Raw genomic sequence first — 18,247 nt, forward strand, 5'->3', positions numbered from 1 at the left:
GCAAAAGGAGAGCGCAGATGAGCGATGGAATAAAAATTGGCGGAGTGCGACTGCTAACGCTCGGTGAAATTAACCTTGCCAAAACGCTTTATGGTTTAAGTATTCGTTATAATGAAGTGTGGATTCATCGGGGAAGTTATTTGCCCTTCAATATGCAGAATTTCAGAACCGCAATGACGCCAAACGGTGAGATTTACTTTATGGAAGGTACGTATGAAAACGACTTTTCCATGTCCCATCAAAGAATGTCTCGTATCGTCGGAGCACATCTTTTTCTGCATGAAATGATGCATGTTTGGCAGCATCAGCACGGTATGATGGTACGCCTTCGTGGAGCATTCTCCTGGGCTGTCGACTATTCCTACCATTTAGATAAACATCACTTGCTTGATTACGGTCTCGAGCAACAAGCCTCTATCGTCAGTGATTTCTGGCTGCTCAATACCTATGGATTTGATCCCCGCAGCAACCTGCATAAGCTCATTGATTACGACCCATCGGAACCAAAACAGGATCTTCTCAGGCGGTATGAAGCTATTTTAGGAGACTTTCCACAGTGAAACTAAAAATTCTTTTCATTCCGATTATCTCAATGTTGACCGGTTGTCCGGGTGAAAACCTGAATATTCCTGAGCAGCGAACGATCATGATAAATGGCAATCATTTTTGTTTTAGTGTTGACGAAAAAGATATTTTGAATGGATATACTATTTCGTCTATGCAACAAGGTGAATATAAAGAGTTTGCGGCCGAATTTCAAAGGCGTTCATATCCAGATAGTTGTATCGAGATTGCCCTGCCAGCTGGCTATGCCTATGAAATCTCTTATACCTTGAATGAGCGAAATTATTACTATCCATTTTTCAAGGATAATGACGGCAGAGTCATCAATTATCATTAAGAGGAAAGTCAATGTCATTACCCGCATACATGTTTCTTTATGATGAAAATGGAAACCCGATCAAAGGCAGCTGCAATGTTTCGGGCAGAGAAGGTGCGATTGAGATCCTTAACAGCAATTACCACATCCATCAGGTTTGCAGCGCCAGCACGGGCAATCTTATGGGGGCCAGAGAACATGGGGCATTTACTATCCATAAGCAGATCGACAAAACGTCCCCTTACTTTGCAGATGCCTTATGTCAAAGCAAAAGGCTACAGAAAGCGGTTATCCACTACTTTGATGTAAACGAAGCAGGATTTGAATTCGAGGTGTACCGCATAACGCTGGATAGTATCGTGATTATGTCTGTCGATGCTGCCCATACCTGGGTTCCGGGGGCGCCTGGTCATAATATGATGGAAAGCATCGGGATCCGTTATCGCGGTATCGAGTGGTTTTATCTGGAAGGACACATTAAATATGAGGATCACTGGAATAAGGTGCCTCAGTGAGGCCGTAGTGAAGATTGGATCCCTGTCCCTATAGGGAGGGGGCTAAATGATTTAGTTAGTGCACTGAACTTAATAATCGTAAAGAGCATTTATGTTCTTTTTGATAAAAGAATGTATAAACCTACGATTGTAACAAAAATCCATATTAAATTCATTGCGGTTTTTTCTGGTAGCCATGTTACAGCAAACAAAGCAAAAATAATAACACATAGTAATGGTACTAAGCCTCGAAGAATGAAGAGAATTTGTTCTTTTAACCAGAGCTTGATACTATTCATTACAGTCCACTTTTAGTATAGTCATCTCAAATGTTCTCATAATTTTTACTTTGTCTTTTATATGTGCCTTGTTCAAAATAAAAATCATCCGCCGACTTTGGTCTCATTAAAAAGCTTAATATGCGGAGTGAAATTAAACTGTGACTAACCTTGCAAAGCCTCCAACAATAAATGCGATAAAATATTAACAATTAGCGCGATGAATATTTTATATCTATCAATAGATAAAAAGAATGTGCTAAAGCTTATTGAAAAATAAAAAGAGGCTTTCATGTAGGGAGACATCTCATATGTCGCCTCCCTCTTTTTGAAGATTAACCCAACTCACTTGTAGTATGCCAGAAACAGCCGCTAAGCCGGGTGGTTTGTATTTGATTTTGCGAGGCGCTTTCCAGCATGTGGAATTTGGATCGCTGCAAGCGCATCCTCTATCTCAATAAGCTTTGCTTTCGTCCGTTTATAATCATCCTGCAACCGCTGCTCCTGCTCGTTATACGCCACCAGAACGATGCACCCTTTCATGACCTTTACCGTGACCTGCTGTCCGGTATCAAAACCTGCCGCGCGCAGCCACTTGCCGGAAAGGATGATTTTTGGCGTAGATTTGTCGTAAACATTCGGGCGGTATCCCACAATTAACGAACGCTCGGTTCCGGATTGGTCGGTGTCTGGGGTAGAATGCGAATCAGCCATAATCAACTCCTTGATAGTTGTTGAGGTTAGCTCTCGTCCGGTATTGCGAGTACCTGGCGAGGGCGTTTCAATCTCAGGTTATCGTGTGTCAAAGTGCGTACATGTCAACAGCTAAACGCGATCCTAACAAATCAACATCCGGAAAAGCACCGAGTTTTCAGATACGTATTACGCCAGAGTTGAAGACGCAGTTTGAGGCTGCGGCGAAGGCTGAAGGGGAGAGTTTGGTGAGTTGGTTGAAAAATTTAGGTCGAAATGAATTAAATAGATTGAAAAAGAAGTTATAACGGATCTAGTACAATCTCAAATCTTGAATTTGATTTTCTAGCCTGTATAAAACTGATATGATTATAGTCGGTTCGTGAACTTACTAACCTGAACATTTTAGTTTTAAAATGTTCTGAGGTATTGCAACCAAAAATTATCGTTTTGATAGCACCGGATGGTAGTTCATAGAGATCAAATTCTTTTTCATATACATTAATTGTTTTACCAGAATTCGCCTGTGGTAATAACATTCGCCATTCATGTTCATATTCCCAATCTTTGCTTTTTATTAAGAAGTGATTTATTTGTTCGTCTGAGAGTGGATCCAAAAACGGATATTCTTTCTGATATATAACTTTTCGTAAATAACCAAATTCATCTTTTTGACTGCGACGTTGTGAGAAAAATGGATGGTTGATATCAAACTCAATAATAAACCCGCTGTGTGCCTGTGCGTAGTGTCCCCACATTAAAATATTTGTAGGGATTTCTGTTAATGATAGAATTCTCGTTATTCCTATTAACTTTGAGTTAAAACCCTGCATTGTGGTGTCTGCTGCTCTTATTATATTTTCTTTTTCTTTTTTATATATCCAGAGCATTGTTTTTTTTGCATCTTTAAGTATCTTGGTGGCAATTTCTTCAGGCAGTTTTTCAATCTGATTTAATAATCCGGCTGGAATTTCTTTGAGAAGGTCTAAAGTGCTTAACGAATCGTATAAATTGGATTCAAAGCTACTAAGGTTAAAAGAAGTATTGAATTCAAATGGATCGTTAAAATTTAAAGGGTTATTAAAACATATTAAGTTATTTTCAAGTATATCAATTCTTTCTGAGGGAAGATATTTATACATGTTATTAACTCTGAAAGTAGATTTAGTTGTATTTTGGCGGAAGATCACAGGAGTCGAACCTGCCCGGGAACGCTGGCGTCCCCAACTGGATTTGAAGTCCAGCCACCTCACCGGAGATGACGATCTTCCGCGCCTCGATTGCTACATGGAGGCGGGGCGCATTATAGCTACTTTCAGGCATTTACCACATACCCCACACCACTTTTTTCACCTCTCTTTTGACCTTAACCCCCCTGTTTCAGTTAATTCTTAAGAAAATCCTCAGGTTAGCATTTTGTGCTCGCCAACCTTTATCCCGATCACAAAAAACAAGAAACGTAACCTGCTAACCAGAAAACGCAATACTCGCTAATGAAACAATGGTTTAAAAAACGGTAACCGGTCTCAGCGCCCCCTACAGCGTGAAGGATAAAAAATATGAGCGAAGTATTGTCAGTAAAAGAGAAGATTGGCTACGGCATGGGAGACGCCGCCAGCCACATCATTTTTGATAACGTCATGTTGTACATGATGTTTTTCTACACCGATATTTTCGGCATTCCCGCCGGGTTTGTCGGCTCCATGTTCCTGCTGGCCCGCGCGCTGGATGCGATCTCCGACCCGTGCATGGGGCTGATAGCCGACCGCACCCGCAGCCGCTGGGGCAAGTTCCGTCCGTGGATTTTGTTCGGCGCGATCCCGTTCGGCATCGTCTGCGTGCTGGCCTATACCACGCCGGACCTCAGCCTTAACGGCAAAATGGTTTACGCCGCCGTGACATACACTCTGCTGACCCTGCTCTATACCGTGGTCAATATCCCCTACTGCGCACTGGGCGGCGTGATCACCAACGACCCGACGCAGCGTATCTCCCTTCAGTCCTGGCGCTTTGTGCTGGCGACCGCGGGCGGCATGCTCTCCACGGTGCTGATGATGCCGCTGGTGAACCTGATTGGCGGCGACGATAAGGCGTTCGGCTTCCAGGGCGGGATCGCCGTGCTGTCGGTGGTCGCGTTCCTGATGCTGGCATTCTGCTTCTTCACCACCAAAGAGCGCATCCAGGTGCCGCCGAGCACCACCTCCATGCGGGAAGACCTGCGTGATATCTGGCAAAACGACCAGTGGCGCATCGTTGGTGTTCTCACCATCCTCAACATCCTCGCCGTCTGCGTGCGCGGTGGCGCGATGATGTACTACTGCACCTGGATCATGGGTTCGCCGGAGGTGTTCGTCGCGTTCCTTACCACCTACTGCGTCGGTAACCTGATCGGCTCCGCGCTGGCGAAACCGCTCACCGACTGGAAGTGCAAGGTCAGTATCTTCTGGTGGACCAACGCCGCGCTGGCGGTGGTCAGCGTGGCGATGTTCTTCGTGCCGATGCATGCCACCGTGCTGATGTTCGCCTTTATCTTCGTCATCGGCGTATTGCACCAGCTGGTGACGCCGATTCAGTGGGTGATGATGTCCGATACCGTCGACTACGGCGAATGGACCAACGGCAAGCGCCTGACCGGCATCAGCTTTGCGGGCACGCTGTTCGTGCTGAAACTCGGCCTGGCGCTGGGCGGGGCGATGATCGGCTGGATGCTGGCAGGCGGCGGCTACGACGCGGCAGCCAAAACCCAGAACAGCGCGACCATCAGCATCATTATCGGCCTGTTTACCCTGGCCCCGGCGGTCTGCTACGTGCTGAGCGCCATTATCGCCAAACGCTACTACACGCTGAAAACCCCCTTCCTGACCAAAATCCTGGGCGAGCTAGCGCAGGGCGCACGCCGCAATCAGCAGGAGTTTGAAACCCTGCCGGTCAGTAAAGAATTGCAGAACTAAGAGGACGAAAGCATGAAAATCAGTGATGGAAACTGGCTTATTCAACCGGGCCTGAACGTGACGTATCCGGTTCAGGTGTTCGATGTGGAGCAGCAGGGAAATGACCTGGTGGTGTATGTTGCGCCGCGCGACGTGCGCGAACGCACCTGGCAGCTCGACACGTTGATGTTTACGGTGCGCCTGTTTGCCCCGCAGGAAGGGATCGTTGGGGTGCGCATCGAGCACTTCCAGGGCGCGCTGAATAACGGCCCGCACTATCCGCTGAACGTTCTGAAGGATGTGAAGGTAGAGATTGAAAACAACGCCGAGTTTGCCGAGTTGAAAAGCGGTAGCGTCAGCGTGCGCGTCACCAAAGGCGAGTTCTGGGCGCTGGATTTCCTGCGCAACGGCCAGCGCATTACCGGCAGCCAGCTGAAAAACAACGGCTACGTGCAGGACAGCAATACCGACCGCAATTACGTGTTCGAACGTCTGGATCTGGGCGTGGGGGAAACGGTCTACGGCCTGGGCGAGCGCTTTACCGCGCTGGTACGCAACGGCCAGACGGTCGAAACCTGGAACCGCGACGGCGGCACCAGCACCGAGCAGTCCTACAAAAATATCCCGTTCTACCTGACCAACCGCGGCTACGGCGTGCTGGTTAATCACCCGGAAAACGTCTCGTTTGAAGTCGGCTCCGAGAAAGTCTCCAAAGTGCAGTTCAGCGTGGAAGGGGAGTATCTCGAGTACTTCGTGATCGACGGCCCGACGCCGAAAGAGGTGCTAAACCGCTATACGCAGTTCACCGGGCGTCCGGCGCTGCCGCCTGCGTGGTCGTTCGGCCTGTGGCTGACCACTTCATTCACCACCAACTACGACGAAGCCACGGTGAACAGCTTTATCGACGGCATGGCCGAGCGCGACCTGCCGCTGCACGTGTTCCACTTCGACTGCTTCTGGATGAAGGCCTTCCAGTGGTGCGATTTCGAGTGGGACCCGGTGACCTTCCCGGATCCTGAAGGCATGATCCGCCGCCTGAAGGAGAAAGGGCTGAAGGTCTGCGTGTGGATCAACCCGTACATCGGGCAGAAATCGCCGATCTTCCGGGAGCTGAAAGAGAAGGGCTACCTGCTCAGGCGCCCGGAAGGCTCCCTGTGGCAGTGGGACAAATGGCAGCCGGGGCTGGCGATTTACGACTTCACCAACCCGGACGCGTGCCGGTGGTATGCCGACAAGCTGAAAGGCCTGGTGGATATCGGTGTCGACTGCTTCAAGACCGACTTCGGCGAGCGTATCCCGACGGACGTGCAGTGGTTCGACGGGTCCGATCCGCAGAAGATGCACAACCACTACGCCTACATCTATAACGAGCTGGTATGGAACGTGCTGAAAGAGACGGTGGGTGAAGAAGAGGCGGTGCTGTTTGCCCGCTCCGCGTCCGTCGGTGCGCAGCAGTTCCCGGTGCACTGGGGCGGCGACTGCTACGCCAACTATGAGTCGATGGCGGAAAGCCTGCGCGGCGGGCTGTCGATTGGCCTGTCCGGCTTCGGGTTCTGGAGCCACGATATCGGCGGGTTCGAAAACACCGCTCCGGCGCACGTCTACAAGCGCTGGTGCGCGTTCGGGCTGTTCTCCAGCCACAGCCGCCTGCACGGCAGCAAATCCTACCGGGTGCCTTGGGCGTACGATGACGAGTCCTGCGACGTGGTGCGCCACTTCACGCAGCTGAAGTGTCAGCTGATGCCGTACCTGTATCGCCAGGCGGCGCTGGCCCGCGAGTTCGGCACGCCAATGCTGCGGGCGATGATGCTGGAGTTCCCGGACGATCCGGCGTGCGATTACCTCGACCGCCAGTACATGCTGGGGGATGCGGTGATGGTCGCGCCAGTCTTCTCCGAGGCGGGGGACGTACAATTCTACCTGCCGGAAGGCCGCTGGACGCACCTGTGGCACAACGATGAAATTGAGGGCAGCCGCTGGCATAAGCAGCAGCACGATTTCATGAGCCTGCCGGTCTACGTGCGCGACAACACCCTGCTGGCGCTGGGCAACAATAACCAGAGGCCGGACTACGCGTGGAACGCGGGAACGGCCTTCCAGCTGTTTAACCTGGGCGATGGCGCAACGGCGGTGAGCGAAGTCCCTGCGGCGGATGGCTCCGTGGCGTTTACGCTGAAGGCGTCACGTCGGGGCGACACCGTGACCTTTACCGGCACGGGAGACGCGCAAAACTGGTCGGTGTGCTTGCGCAACGTGCAGAAGGTGAGCGGTGTGAAGGGCGGTTCACACGCGGCCAGCGAGTGGGGTGTGGTGGTGAAAGCGGAGGGGAATGAGGTGATGGTTTACCTTTAATTCCCCTCACCCTAACCCTCTCCCCAAAGGGGCGAGGGAATGGTTTGCTCCCTCTCCCTTTTAGGGAGAGGGCTGGGGTGAGGGTGGTGTCGATACCACACCGCCCGTCATGGTCTGCTGCACCTGCTGTTTATCCATATTCACCGCGTTCAGCTTGCCGTTCACCGTCGGCTTAAGCGGGGCATTCGCCTGCACGCTGCCGCTGGCGGTCATCTGAATATTGCCGTCGCCCGTAATCGGCAGCGCAGGCCAGCCCCACTGCTGCAGCACGTTAAGCGGCACGCCGCGCCCGTTCAGGCTCACCGTGGCCTGCCGCTGTGGCAGCTGCGAAACCGTCGCCGTGGCTTCCAGAATGCCTTTCTCGGTAAACGCGCTCAGGTCGGTAATGTTCACCGTGGCGGCGTTTGCATTCAGCGCCAGCGACGGACGGCGAACGTCCACGCGATTAAAGGTTGCCGCCGCGCCGTTCAGGGTTGCGCTGCCGCCCCAGACGCCCCACTGGCGATCTTTTACCAGCTGCAGGTTTGCACCATAGCCGTCCAGAGAGGTGATCTGCCACGGGAAAGCGGGATCGATGTCGATCACCAGGTTGCGGCTCAGGCCAAATTTTTGCAGCGTGACGCTGTTCAGCCATTCCGGCAGCGGTTCCATCCACAGTGTTTTCCAGTTTTCAGGCAGGGTGTATTCCAGCCCGGCGATGGCAACATCGTCCAGCACCAGCGCTTTGCCGTCGCGCAGCCAGTTGCCGGACGTGCGCACCATGCCGCCCTCCCAGCGGGAGGTGAACTGGCGCAGCGCCATGCCCTGCGGGGAAAACTCCGCATTCAGGATCGGGTCAAACAGATGCAGCGAGCCGTAGATAAACTCGCTGGCGTTCATGGACAGGCGGCCTTCCTGGCTCTGCCAGTCGCCTTTGCTCAGCGTCAGGTTGCGCAGGCTTAAATCGAGATCGGTCACCGCCCAGTCCGGGCCCTGCAGGCGGGCATCGGTGACCTCCAGACGGCCAATTTGCAGGGAAGGAATATTGGCCAGCGGTGCAAAGAATGCTTTCAACATTTTGTCGCTCTGCAGGCGGATCTCGTTCAGGCGCATGGTGTCGATTACCCAGCTTCCGTCGGCGTTGCGCAGGGCGGAGCCTGTGAGTGAGCCACGGGCCATGTCGGCACCAATGGTGTTCAGCACCACTTCCTTGCCGTTAAGCCGGCCTTCGATCAGCACGTTGGTGGCCGGTACGCCGTTCAGGGTGAGCGAGCCCGCGCTCATCTGGATGTGCGCGTTTTTACCCAGCACGTTGCCCGCTTCCGGCTGCCACGGGCTGACGCCGCCCGTGACCTTCTGCGCGCTCAAGTCCCATTCGGTATTCGGGCTGTTAAAGGCCATGTTGTTCAGCTGCAGACGATCGGCCTGGAAGGGCAGCGGCGCCGTTTGAGGCGAGAGATTCAGCGTACCGTCGAACAGGGTGATGGTGCCCATATGCAGCGGATCGGTGATCTGACGGCTGCTCAGGCCAATATCGACTTTTTTGGCAACTAATGTGGCGGGTTTACCGTCCCGCCCAAAGGTGACATTTTCCAGAATGAGGTGGGAAGGCGACGAAAAGCGGTGATTCATCTTATCGAAACTGAGTTCGTAGTCGGTATTCACCGTAATCCAGCTGCTGACCTGCGCCGCGCCCCAGCGGGTCTGGAGCAGAATATACAGCGCCAGCACGACGATAAGCAGGGCTATCAGCAGATAGACGAGTAGCTTTCCAATAAATTTCATGGTCTTCCATCCCGCAAAACGAACATAAGGGAGTTATGCACGATTTATGCGCAATGCTCAAGGCGGGAATGGTGTAATTAGATGTCACGGCAGGCATTGACGGCCTGCCGTGAGGGAGATCAGTTCTTCTCAGGCGGAAAAACGAGGTTAAGCACGATAGCGGTGATACCACCGGCGGCAATGCCGGAAGATAGCAGGTTTTTCACCCAGTCAGGCGCAAACTGCAGAATCAGCGGCTGCTGGGATACGCCCAGACCGACGGCCAGCGACAGCGCGATAATCATGATCGCGCGGCGGTTCAGCGGCTCGCGGGAGACGATACGCACGCCGGAGGCCGCGATAGTCCCGAACATCACCAGCGTTGCGCCGCCCAGCACCGGCTCAGGAATGTGCTGCACAAAGCCGCTCACCGCCGGGAACAGGCCGAGGACGATCAGCATCAGCGCCACCACGAAACCAACGTAGCGGCTGGCCACGCCGGTCAGCTGGATCACGCCGTTGTTCTGGCCGAAGCAGGAGTTCGGGAAGGTGTTGAATACCGCAGAGACAAACGAGTTCAGGCCGTTCGCCAGCACGCCGCCTTTCAGGCGCTTCATGTACAGAGGGCCGGACACCGGCTGCTCGGAGACGTCAGAGGTGGCGGTGATATCACCGATGGTCTCCAGAGAAGTAATCATAAAGACCAGCATCAGCGGCAGGAGCAGGCCCCAGTCAATGCCCAGACCGTAGTAAAGCGGTGTGGGAACGGTGATCAGCGCGCTGTTGGCCGGCGCGGTGTTCTCCGGCAGCATCCCCAGCGCCCACGCCAGCAGATAGCCCGCCGCCATGGCGATCACCAGCGAGGCCACGCGCAGGTAAGGGTTACGCTGGCGGTTAAGCAGAATGATGATCGCCAGCACCACGCCCGCCAGCAGCAGGTTTTTCGGCGCGCCGAAGGTGTGGTCGCTCATTGCGGCATAGCCGCCGCCGATGGAGGTGAGGCCCACCTGAATCAGCGACAGGCCGATAATCATAACGACGACGCCAGAAACCAGCGGAGTAATGACGCGGCGAGCCAGGTGCAGAATACGGGAGATGACCATCTCCGTGCAGCTGGCTAGCATCAGGGTGCCGAACAGTGCTGCCATCATGGTTGGGACATCCGCACCGCCTGTTTTCAGGGCTGTGCCGCCCATGATCAGTGGCGCCACGAAGTTAAAGCTGGTGCCCTGAATCGACAGTAACCCCGACCCCACCGGCCCCCACGCTTTAATTTGAATAATGGAGGCCACGCCGGAGGCAAAGAGGGACATGCTGATGATGTGCTGCGTATCCTGCGCCGGTAAGCCGAGCGCCTGACAAATCAGCAGCGCCGGGGTGATCACCGCAACAAACATCGCCAGAAGATGCTGGCAGGCGGCGAAAAGCGTCTGCGGCAGCGGCGGTCGGTCTTCAAGGCGGTAAATCAGTTCGCTATTTTGCTTCTGCGCAATCGGTTGCGCATCAGGCGACTCTATGGTGTTAACGGACATCGGCGGCAATCCCACGGTGGAAAAGCGGGCATTTTATCTGACCACCTGGTAAAAGCAAACGATTGCCAACAAAAAAAGACAAGAAAATCTGCCGCCGTGAGCAGGTTTTCTACAACCCATCGGAAAAAAAAATTACACTTTTTGCGCCGGGGGCTCATGAAGAGCGCAACCCGGCCCAGGATAACGCCGCGTGTGTATGGAACACGCGCATAACAGGAGCCTTTTATGATTCATCTCGATACGTTGTCGACCCTTGTTGCCGCAACGCTGGTTCTTCTGCTTGGTCGCAAGCTGGTTCACAGTGTTTCCTTTCTGAAAAAGTACACCATTCCTGAACCTGTCGCCGGTGGTCTGCTGGTGGCGCTGGCCTTGCTGATACTGAAAAAAAGCATGGGCTGGGAAATTGATTTTGATATGTCCCTGAAAGACCCGCTGATGCTGGCTTTCTTTGCCACTATCGGCCTGAACGCCAACCTGGCGAGCCTGCGCTCGGGCGGTAAGGTGCTCGGCGTATTTCTGATTGTGGTGGTGGGGCTGCTGCTGATGCAAAACGCGATTGGCATCGGTATGGCAACGCTGCTGGGGCTGGATCCGCTGATGGGGCTGCTGGCGGGGTCAATTACCCTTTCGGGCGGTCACGGGACCGGCGCGGCGTGGAGCAAGCTGTTCATCGAGCGCTACGGTTTTGAAAACGCGACGGAAGTGGCGATGGCCTGCGCCACCTTTGGCCTGGTGCTGGGCGGCCTGATTGGCGGCCCGGTAGCGCGTTATCTGGTGAAGCACTCCACCACGCCGAACGGCAGACCCGACGATGAAATGGTGCCGACCGCGTTCGAAAAGCCGGACGTTGGCCGCAGCATCACCTCACTGGTGATGATTGAAACCATTGCCATGATAGCGATCTGCCTGACGGTGGGTAAGGTCGTTGCGCAATGGCTGGCGGGCACGGCTTTTGAATTGCCGACCTTTGTCTGCGTGCTGTTTATCGGGGTTATTCTGAGCAACGGTCTGGCGCTGATGGGCTTTTACCGCGTGTTTGAACGTGCGGTATCGGTGCTCGGCAACGTCTGCCTGTCGCTGTTCCTGGCGATGGCGCTGATGAGCCTGAAACTGTGGGAGCTGGCCTCGCTGGCGCTGCCGATGGTGGCGATTCTGGCGGTGCAGGCGCTGTTTATGGCGCTGTACGCCATGTTCGTGACCTGGCGCATGATGGGGAAAAACTACGATGCGGCGGTGCTGGCGGCCGGTCACTGTGGGTTTGGTCTGGGGGCGACCCCAACGGCTATCGCCAACATGCAGGCGATCACCGAACGGTTCGGGCCATCGCACATGGCGTTTCTGGTGGTCCCGATGGTCGGGGCGTTCTTTATTGATATCGTCAACGCGCTGGTGATCAAGCTGTACCTGATGCTGCCGATGTTTGCCTGAGATCAGGCGTTGGAATACCGTTCGGTTTCCGGCATCCAGCGCTCAATTAACGCTGCCGCCTGTTCGGGGTAGCGTTCATGAATATGGCGTGCAAGGCGCTGAACTTCGGGGATCATGGCCTGATCGCGCAGTAAATCCGCCACTTTGAATTCCGCGTTCCCCGTCTGACGCGTGCCGAGCAGTTCGCCCGGGCCGCGTATCTCAAGGTCTTTTTGCGCAATCACAAAGCCGTCGTTGCTGTCGCGCAGCACCTGCAGCCGCATCTGGGCGGTTTTGGAAAGCGGGGCTTTGTAGAGCAGCACGCAGTGGGACGCTACCGCGCCGCGGCCAACGCGCCCGCGCAGCTGATGGAGCTGGGCAAGCCCCAGACGTTCCGGGTTTTCGATGATCATCAGGCTGGAGTTGGGCACGTCCACACCCACTTCGATGACCGTCGTCGCGACCAGCAAATGCAGTTCCCCCTGTTTGAAGGATTGCATCACCGCCTGCTTCTCGGCAGGCTTCATGCGGCCATGCACCAGGCCAACGTTCAGCTCGGGCAGTGCCAGCTTGAGCTCTTCCCACGTGGCTTCGGCGGCCTGGGCTTCCAGCAGCTCAGACTCTTCAATCAGGGTACAGACCCAGTAGGCCTGGCGCCCTTCATGGGTGCAGGCGTTGCGCACGCGGTCAATGATGTCGCTGCGGCGCGTATCCGGTATGGCGACCGTCGTCACCGGCGTTCGGCCTGGGGGCAGTTCGTCGATGGTGGAGGTATCCAGATCGGCGTAGGCGGTCATCGCCAGGGTACGTGGGATCGGCGTGGCGGTCATGATCAGCTGATGCGGGTGGAAGCCCTGCTGCAGCCCTTTTTCCCACAGCGCCAGACGCTGATGCACACCGAAGCGGTGCTGTTCGTCGATAATCACCAGCGCGAGGCCGTTAAACTGCACCTGCTCCTGGAATATCGCATGCGTACCGACAATCATCTGTACCTGACCGCTGGCGATGGCCTCCTGCTGCGCAAGACGCGCTTTGCCTTTTTGCTTCCCGGCAAGCCAGCCCACCTCAATTCCGAGCGGTGCGAACCAGGCGCGGAAATTATTGGCATGCTGCTCGGCCAGCAGCTCGGTCGGCGCCATCAGCGCGACCTGTTTGCCGTGGGCAATCGCGCGCAGGGCCGCCAGGGCGGCAACCAGCGTTTTACCGGAGCCTACGTCGCCCTGCACCAGGCGCATCATCGGCACGTCGAGCGCCATATCGCGTTCAATCTCGGCGGTAACACGTGCCTGCGCGCCAGTCGGTTTAAACGGCAGCGAGGCCAGCAGCTTATCTTTGAGCTCATCACGCGGGCTTAATGGCTGGGCGTGGAAACGCTGTGCGCCAGCGCGAAGCGCCAGCATGCTCAGGTTATGCGCCAGTAATTCCTCAAGGATAAGACGCCGTTGGGCGGGGTGTTGACCGCTTTCTAAATCGCTGAGCTGAAGCGTGGGCGGCGGGCGATGCAGGGTACGCAGCGCCTCGGGCAGGCTCATCATACCCTGCGCCAGTTCTGGCGGCAGCAGCTCGGCAATGGCGCAGGTATCGAGCAGTTCCAGCGCCTGATCGGTGAGCTTACGCAGCGTCGCCTGCTTGATGCCTTCGGTCGTCGGGTAAACCGGCGTGAGCGTCTCCTGCAGCTCCGGCGTGCTGAGATCGCCCTGTACGCGGTATTCCGGGTGGATCATCTCCGCGCCGTATTTCCCGCGTTTGGCTTCGCCATAGGCCAGCACTCTGCGGCCTGTCGCCAGGCTGTTTTTCATCGCCGCGCTGAAGTTGAAGAAACGCATGGTGAGGATGCCGGTGCCGTCGCTGATCTGACAGGTCATCATCCGGCGGCCGCCGAAAGTGATGTTGCAGTTCAGGACTTCGCCCTCAACGGTGGCGTAAATGGCGGGAAGAAGATCGCCAATCTTGTAGAGCTGAGTGCGGTCTTCGTAACGCAGGGGGAGGTGAAGCAGGAGATCCTGCACGGTGTGCAGACCAATTTTTGCCAGCTTATTGCTTTGCGCCGCGCCCACGCCCGTCAGGCTGTTGAGCGGGATAGCATCCAGCAGGCGGCCTTTCATCGGTTACCCGGCGTACTGCATGGTGGCCCACCACTCGGCATCGGCTTCAATCTCGCCCTGCGCGTTGACGTGGGGGTAAGGCAATTTTTTCTGCTTCGCAACGCGTGCCAGCACCGGATAGCCTCCTTCAAACAGCAGGCGCTGCTGTTCTTCTTCCGGGAGCATACTGTTGCTGCGCTCGTACATCCCGGCATTCTGACGCTGGCGCTGCGCTTCATAGAGAATGAGCGCGGACGCCACGGAGACGTTAAGGGACTGAACCATGCCGATCATCGGAATGATGATGTCCCGATCCGCCAGATCCAGCGCTTCCCGGGAGATCCCGGTTTTCTCCTGACCCATCAAAATGCAGGTCGGGCGGGTATAGTCGATCTCGCGGAAATCTACGGCTTTTGCGGACAGGTTTGTCGCCAGGATCTGCATCCCGCGCCCTTTCAGGTGCGTTACGGCATCGCCAATCGTCTGGTGAGATTTGACGGACACCCAGCTGTTACTTCCCGCAGCCGCAGAGACCATGGTTCGCATCCGGTGACCCGGCCAGACGGCGTGCACTTCATGCACACCGACGGCATCTGCGGTACGGACGATGGCAGAGACGTTATGAGGTTTATGCACCTGCTCCATGCAGACCGTCAGGTCAGGCTGTCGCCTGGCGAGCATTTCGCAGATACGGGCATAACGTTGTGAATTCATAAACCTAGTTTCGGTTTCGGGTGACTTTAATCACGTCCGGCATGACGCGGATTTTGCGCATAATATTCGCCAGATGCACGCGGTCGCGGGCGGTCAGACGAATAAAGGCGCTATAGACGCGACCATCTTTTTCTTCCGTGTTCAGGCTCTGAATGTTGGAAGAAGCCGTGTTGATGGCTGCCGTCAGGTTCGCCAGTGCACCCTGGTGGTTGAACATATCCACCTTAATTTCGGTGATAAATTCCTGCGCCGTCTCTTTATCCCACTCGACTGCCATAAACTTCTCGGCTTCTTTCTGGTAGCCGCGAATGTTACGACAGGATTCATGGTGGATAACCAGCCCTTTGCCCGGGCTGACGTGCGCAATAATCGGGTCGCCAGGAATTGGACGGCAACATTTTGCGAAGGTGATCAGCACCCCGTCCGCGCCTTTGATCGGCAGATGGGCATGGCCGGATGCACCAGGAGCCGAAGGCGTCGCTTCGCCCTGCTGCAGGTTTTTCGCTACCACGACGCTCATCGCGTTACCCAGACCAATTTCCGCCAGCAGATCGTCCAGAGACGTCAGCTTCATACGGTCGAGTTCACGCTGAATATGCTCCGGTGGGATCTCAGCCAGTTTACGGCTGCCGCCCAACGCGTGGTTGAGCAGACGACGCCCCAGACTGACGGAATCATCACGCTTGAGGTTTTTCAACAGCTGACGAATTTTTGCGCGCGCTTTGGAGCTCACGACAAAGTTCAGCCAGGCCGCGTTCGGACGTGCGCCCGGCGCGGTAATAATTTCGACCGTCTGGCCGCTGGAGAGCGGCTGAGACAGCGGGTAAGGCTGTCTGTCGACGCGCGCGCCCACGCAGGCGTGCCCGATATCGGTATGCACGGCGTAAGCGAAGTCGACCGGCGTTGCGCCCGCAGGCAGTTCGACAATGCGACCTTCTGGGGTGAAAACGTAAATCTCATCCGGGAAGAGATCGGATTTAACGCTCTCGATAAATTCGAACGAGCTACCCGCACTCTGCTGAAGTTCCAGCAGGCTCTGCATCCAGCGCTGGGCGCGGATTTGTGCGGTCGTGCTGCTTTCGCCACCGTGCTCTTTATACGCCCAGTGTGCGGCTACACCCATCTCTGCCATCTGGTCCATGTCTTCGGTGCGGATCTGCACTTCAACAGGCACGCCGTGCGGACCGATCATCGAGGTATGCAATGATTGATAGCCGTTCGCTTTTGGAATGGCGATGTAATCTTTCATGCGCCCCGGACGCGGTTTGTAGAGGCTGTGCATCTGCCCCAGCACGCGGTAGCAGGTGTCCGAGTCGTGGACGATAACGCGGAACGCGTAAATATCCATGATTGAGTGAAAACGCTGCTCTTTGAGCACCATTTTGCAGTAGATGGAGTAAAGATGTTTTTCGCGACCGCTGACACGGCACGGAATTCCCGCTTCCTGCAAACGCCCTTCAATTTCCGAGAGGATCTTTTGAATCATCTCTTTACGGTTTCCGCGTGCGGCTTTCACTACCTCTTTAATCACGCGATAGCGGTTCGGGTACAACGCCTCAAAACCCAGCTCTTCCAGCTCGGTTTTGATGTGATGGATACCTAAACGGTGCGCCAGCGGACTGTAAATTTCGAGGGTTTCACGGGCAATGCGGCGACGTTTATCCGGGCGAAGTGAGCCCAGCGTGCGCATGTTGTGGGTACGGTCAGCGAGTTTGATGAGAATGACGCGGATATCCTGCACCATCGCCATAATCATCTTGCGGAAGTTTTCGGCTTGCGCCTCTTTCTTGTCGCGGAATTTCAGCTTATCAAGCTTAGAGACCCCTTCCACCAGCTCGGCAACGCTTTTGCCAAACAGCTGTTCCATATCCTGGTAGGTGGCAGGGGTATCTTCGATCACGTCGTGCAGCAGGGCGGCCATCAGCGTTTCGTAGTCGAGTTTCATCTCGGCCAGAATACAGGCTACCGCAACCGGGTGCGTGATGTAGGGTTCACCGCTTGAACGTGTCTGGCCCTCGTGAGCGTCACGTGCAACGAGATACGCCTGCTGAAGACGCTTAATCTGGTCTTCAGGCAGGTAGGTTTGAATCAGTTGATTCAGGCTTTCAAACAGATACAAGGGCGACCCGCAGGTTTAATTAACGACGACCTTCAGCAATGGCGGTTACGGCCTGCAGTTCTGCGGCTTCCTGCTCTTGCTGCTCCTGGCGCTCACGTACGTCGAGGATCTGGTTGTTGATCAGACCTTCTTCGATTTCGCGAAGTGCAATAACGGTGGTTTTATCGTTTTCTTCCGGTACCAGCGGATCTTTACCGCCTACCTGCATCTGACGAGCGCGACGCGCGGCGACCAGCACCAGGTCAAAACGGTTACCAATTTTCTCTACAGCGTCCTGAACAGTTACGCGTGCCATACTTAAAATGCTCCACAGGTGAAGAAATGACTGGGCATGATACTGAAAGTGGGTTCAGTCTGCCAACAGTTTGGTGATTAATGCGTCATGTCGCTGCTTCTGGCGGCTCATACGCAGACGTTCTGCGCGAAGAATGGTTTTGAGATCGCTCAGCGCGGCATCAAAATCATCATTCACAATAAGGTAATCATATTCCGCGTAATGGCTCATTTCTGCAACTGCCTGTTCCATACGCTTTGCGATGACTTCTTCACTGTCCTGACCGCGGCCACGCAGGCGACGATCCAGCTCATCTTTCGACGGCGGTAAAATAAAGATACTGCGCGAGTCAGGCATTTTCTTGCGAATTTGCTGCGCGCCCTGCCAGTCGATGTCCAGGAACACATTCACGCCCGTGGCCAGAACCTGCTCAATGGTTTCACGCGAGGTGCCGTAGTAGTTACCAAACACTTCTGCGTGTTCAAGAAACGCGTCTCTGGCGATCATCGCTCTGAACTCGTCGTGATCCACAAAGAAATAGTGTTCTCCGTGCACTTCACCCGGACGCGGCGCGCGCGTGGTATGAGAAACAGAAACCTGTGTATCGTACAACGGTTGGGTTTTTAACAGTGCCTGAATAAGGCTGGATTTACCCGCGCCGCTAGGGGCAGAAACAATATAAAGCGTGCCTTGAGCCATGAGAGTCTTTTGTATGTGTTAGCGAAGAAGTCCTACATACGGGCTTAT

16 protein-coding genes and 1 tRNA gene are annotated in these 18,247 nt (G+C 54.9%); 7 read left to right on the forward strand and 10 right to left on the reverse strand.

Features of this window, described 5'->3' with window-relative positions:
• Window positions 1-17: 17 nt before the first annotated feature.
• The 3 genes from MX657_RS00345 to MX657_RS00355 are packed head-to-tail and all read left to right on the forward strand — an operon-like array spanning window position 18 to window position 1,395.
• The gene (locus MX657_RS00345; RefSeq protein ID WP_039263512.1) at window positions 18-560 is read left to right on the forward strand and encodes a hypothetical protein; all 543 of its coding nucleotides are present in this window, start codon (window positions 18-20) and stop codon (window positions 558-560) included.
• Window positions 557-901 (forward strand): putative T6SS immunity periplasmic lipoprotein, encoded by a 345-nt coding sequence (locus tag MX657_RS00350; protein WP_346806898.1) that lies wholly within the window; start codon window positions 557-559, stop codon window positions 899-901. Before MX657_RS00345 ends, MX657_RS00350 begins: the two co-directional genes overlap by 4 nt.
• A gap of 11 nt (window positions 902-912) precedes the next feature.
• Entirely contained in the window at window positions 913-1,395 is a 483-nt protein-coding gene (locus MX657_RS00355; protein WP_346806900.1) for an Hcp family type VI secretion system effector, read from the forward strand.
• A gap of 629 nt (window positions 1,396-2,024) precedes the next feature.
• Here MX657_RS00355 and MX657_RS00360 read toward each other — a convergent pair.
• Window positions 2,025-2,366, reverse strand: a complete 342-nt coding sequence (locus tag MX657_RS00360) for a SymE family type I addiction module toxin (RefSeq protein ID WP_059295693.1) — start codon at window positions 2,364-2,366, stop codon at window positions 2,025-2,027.
• Between the two features lie 101 nt (window positions 2,367-2,467).
• Between MX657_RS00360 and MX657_RS00365 the strand changes: the two genes are divergently transcribed.
• Window positions 2,468-2,653, forward strand: a complete 186-nt coding sequence (locus MX657_RS00365) for a toxin-antitoxin system HicB family antitoxin (protein WP_346806902.1) — start codon at window positions 2,468-2,470, stop codon at window positions 2,651-2,653.
• Here MX657_RS00365 and MX657_RS00370 read toward each other — a convergent pair.
• Both MX657_RS00370 and MX657_RS00375 read right to left on the reverse strand, forming a co-directional pair.
• Window positions 2,648-3,487 carry a DUF2971 domain-containing protein gene (locus tag MX657_RS00370; protein WP_346806903.1) on the reverse strand — a complete coding sequence of 280 codons (840 nt, stop codon included), beginning with the start codon at window positions 3,485-3,487 and terminating at the stop codon, window positions 2,648-2,650. The two genes, MX657_RS00365 and MX657_RS00370, sit on opposite strands and share 6 nt — an antisense overlap.
• 34 nt (window positions 3,488-3,521) lie before the next feature.
• A tRNA-Sec gene (locus tag MX657_RS00375) sits at window positions 3,522-3,616 on the reverse strand.
• 288 nt (window positions 3,617-3,904) lie between these two features.
• On the opposite strand from MX657_RS00375, the gene MX657_RS00380 reads away from it, so the two are divergent.
• Entirely contained in the window at window positions 3,905-5,296 is a 1,392-nt protein-coding gene (locus MX657_RS00380) for a glycoside-pentoside-hexuronide family transporter (protein WP_346806904.1), read from the forward strand.
• A gap of 12 nt (window positions 5,297-5,308) precedes the next feature.
• Window positions 5,309-7,627, forward strand: coding sequence for an alpha-xylosidase (gene yicI / locus MX657_RS00385; RefSeq protein ID WP_346806906.1), 2,319 nt, complete (start codon window positions 5,309-5,311; stop codon window positions 7,625-7,627).
• Window positions 7,628-7,687: 60 nt separating this feature from the next.
• Here yicI and MX657_RS00390 read toward each other — a convergent pair whose 3' ends face one another.
• Together MX657_RS00390 and xanP are read right to left on the reverse strand one after the other, a co-directional pair.
• Window positions 7,688-9,391: an AsmA family protein gene (locus MX657_RS00390; protein WP_346806907.1), complete on the reverse strand. Its 1,704-nt coding sequence runs from the start codon at window positions 9,389-9,391 to the stop codon at window positions 7,688-7,690.
• Between the two features lie 119 nt (window positions 9,392-9,510).
• Complete coding sequence (xanP, locus tag MX657_RS00395) at window positions 9,511-10,902, reverse strand: xanthine/proton symporter XanP (RefSeq protein WP_080329818.1); 1,392 nt, start codon at window positions 10,900-10,902, stop codon at window positions 9,511-9,513.
• Between the two features lie 225 nt (window positions 10,903-11,127).
• On the opposite strand from xanP, the gene gltS reads away from it, so the two are divergent.
• Complete coding sequence (gene gltS / locus MX657_RS00400; protein WP_116342955.1) at window positions 11,128-12,330, forward strand: sodium/glutamate symporter; 1,203 nt, start codon at window positions 11,128-11,130, stop codon at window positions 12,328-12,330.
• Between the two features lie 2 nt (window positions 12,331-12,332).
• Here the strand turns inward: gltS and recG are convergent, their stop codons facing one another.
• Genes recG through gmk form a run of 5 tightly spaced genes read right to left on the reverse strand, consistent with a single transcriptional unit; the run spans window position 12,333 to window position 18,199 of the window.
• A complete protein-coding gene (gene recG / locus MX657_RS00405; RefSeq protein ID WP_346806910.1) occupies window positions 12,333-14,414 on the reverse strand; it encodes an ATP-dependent DNA helicase RecG in 2,082 nt (693 codons plus the stop codon).
• Window positions 14,415-14,417: 3 nt separating this feature from the next.
• Window positions 14,418-15,107, reverse strand: a complete 690-nt coding sequence (gene trmH, locus MX657_RS00410) for a tRNA (guanosine(18)-2'-O)-methyltransferase TrmH (RefSeq protein ID WP_346806911.1) — start codon at window positions 15,105-15,107, stop codon at window positions 14,418-14,420.
• A 4-nt stretch (window positions 15,108-15,111) separates the two neighbouring features.
• Entirely contained in the window at window positions 15,112-17,226 is a 2,115-nt protein-coding gene (gene spoT, locus MX657_RS00415) for a bifunctional GTP diphosphokinase/guanosine-3',5'-bis pyrophosphate 3'-pyrophosphohydrolase (protein WP_028015011.1), read from the reverse strand.
• A 19-nt stretch (window positions 17,227-17,245) separates the two neighbouring features.
• On the reverse strand, window positions 17,246-17,521 hold the full coding sequence (gene rpoZ / locus MX657_RS00420; RefSeq protein WP_000135058.1) for a DNA-directed RNA polymerase subunit omega: 276 nt from the start codon (window positions 17,519-17,521) through the stop codon (window positions 17,246-17,248).
• 54 nt (window positions 17,522-17,575) lie between these two features.
• Window positions 17,576-18,199, reverse strand: coding sequence for a guanylate kinase (gmk, locus tag MX657_RS00425; protein ID WP_080329821.1), 624 nt, complete (start codon window positions 18,197-18,199; stop codon window positions 17,576-17,578).
• Window positions 18,200-18,247 lie beyond the last annotated feature (48 nt).

The organism is Enterobacter chuandaensis, from assembly GCF_039718975.1.
Lineage (GTDB): Bacteria > Pseudomonadota > Gammaproteobacteria > Enterobacterales > Enterobacteriaceae > Enterobacter > Enterobacter chuandaensis.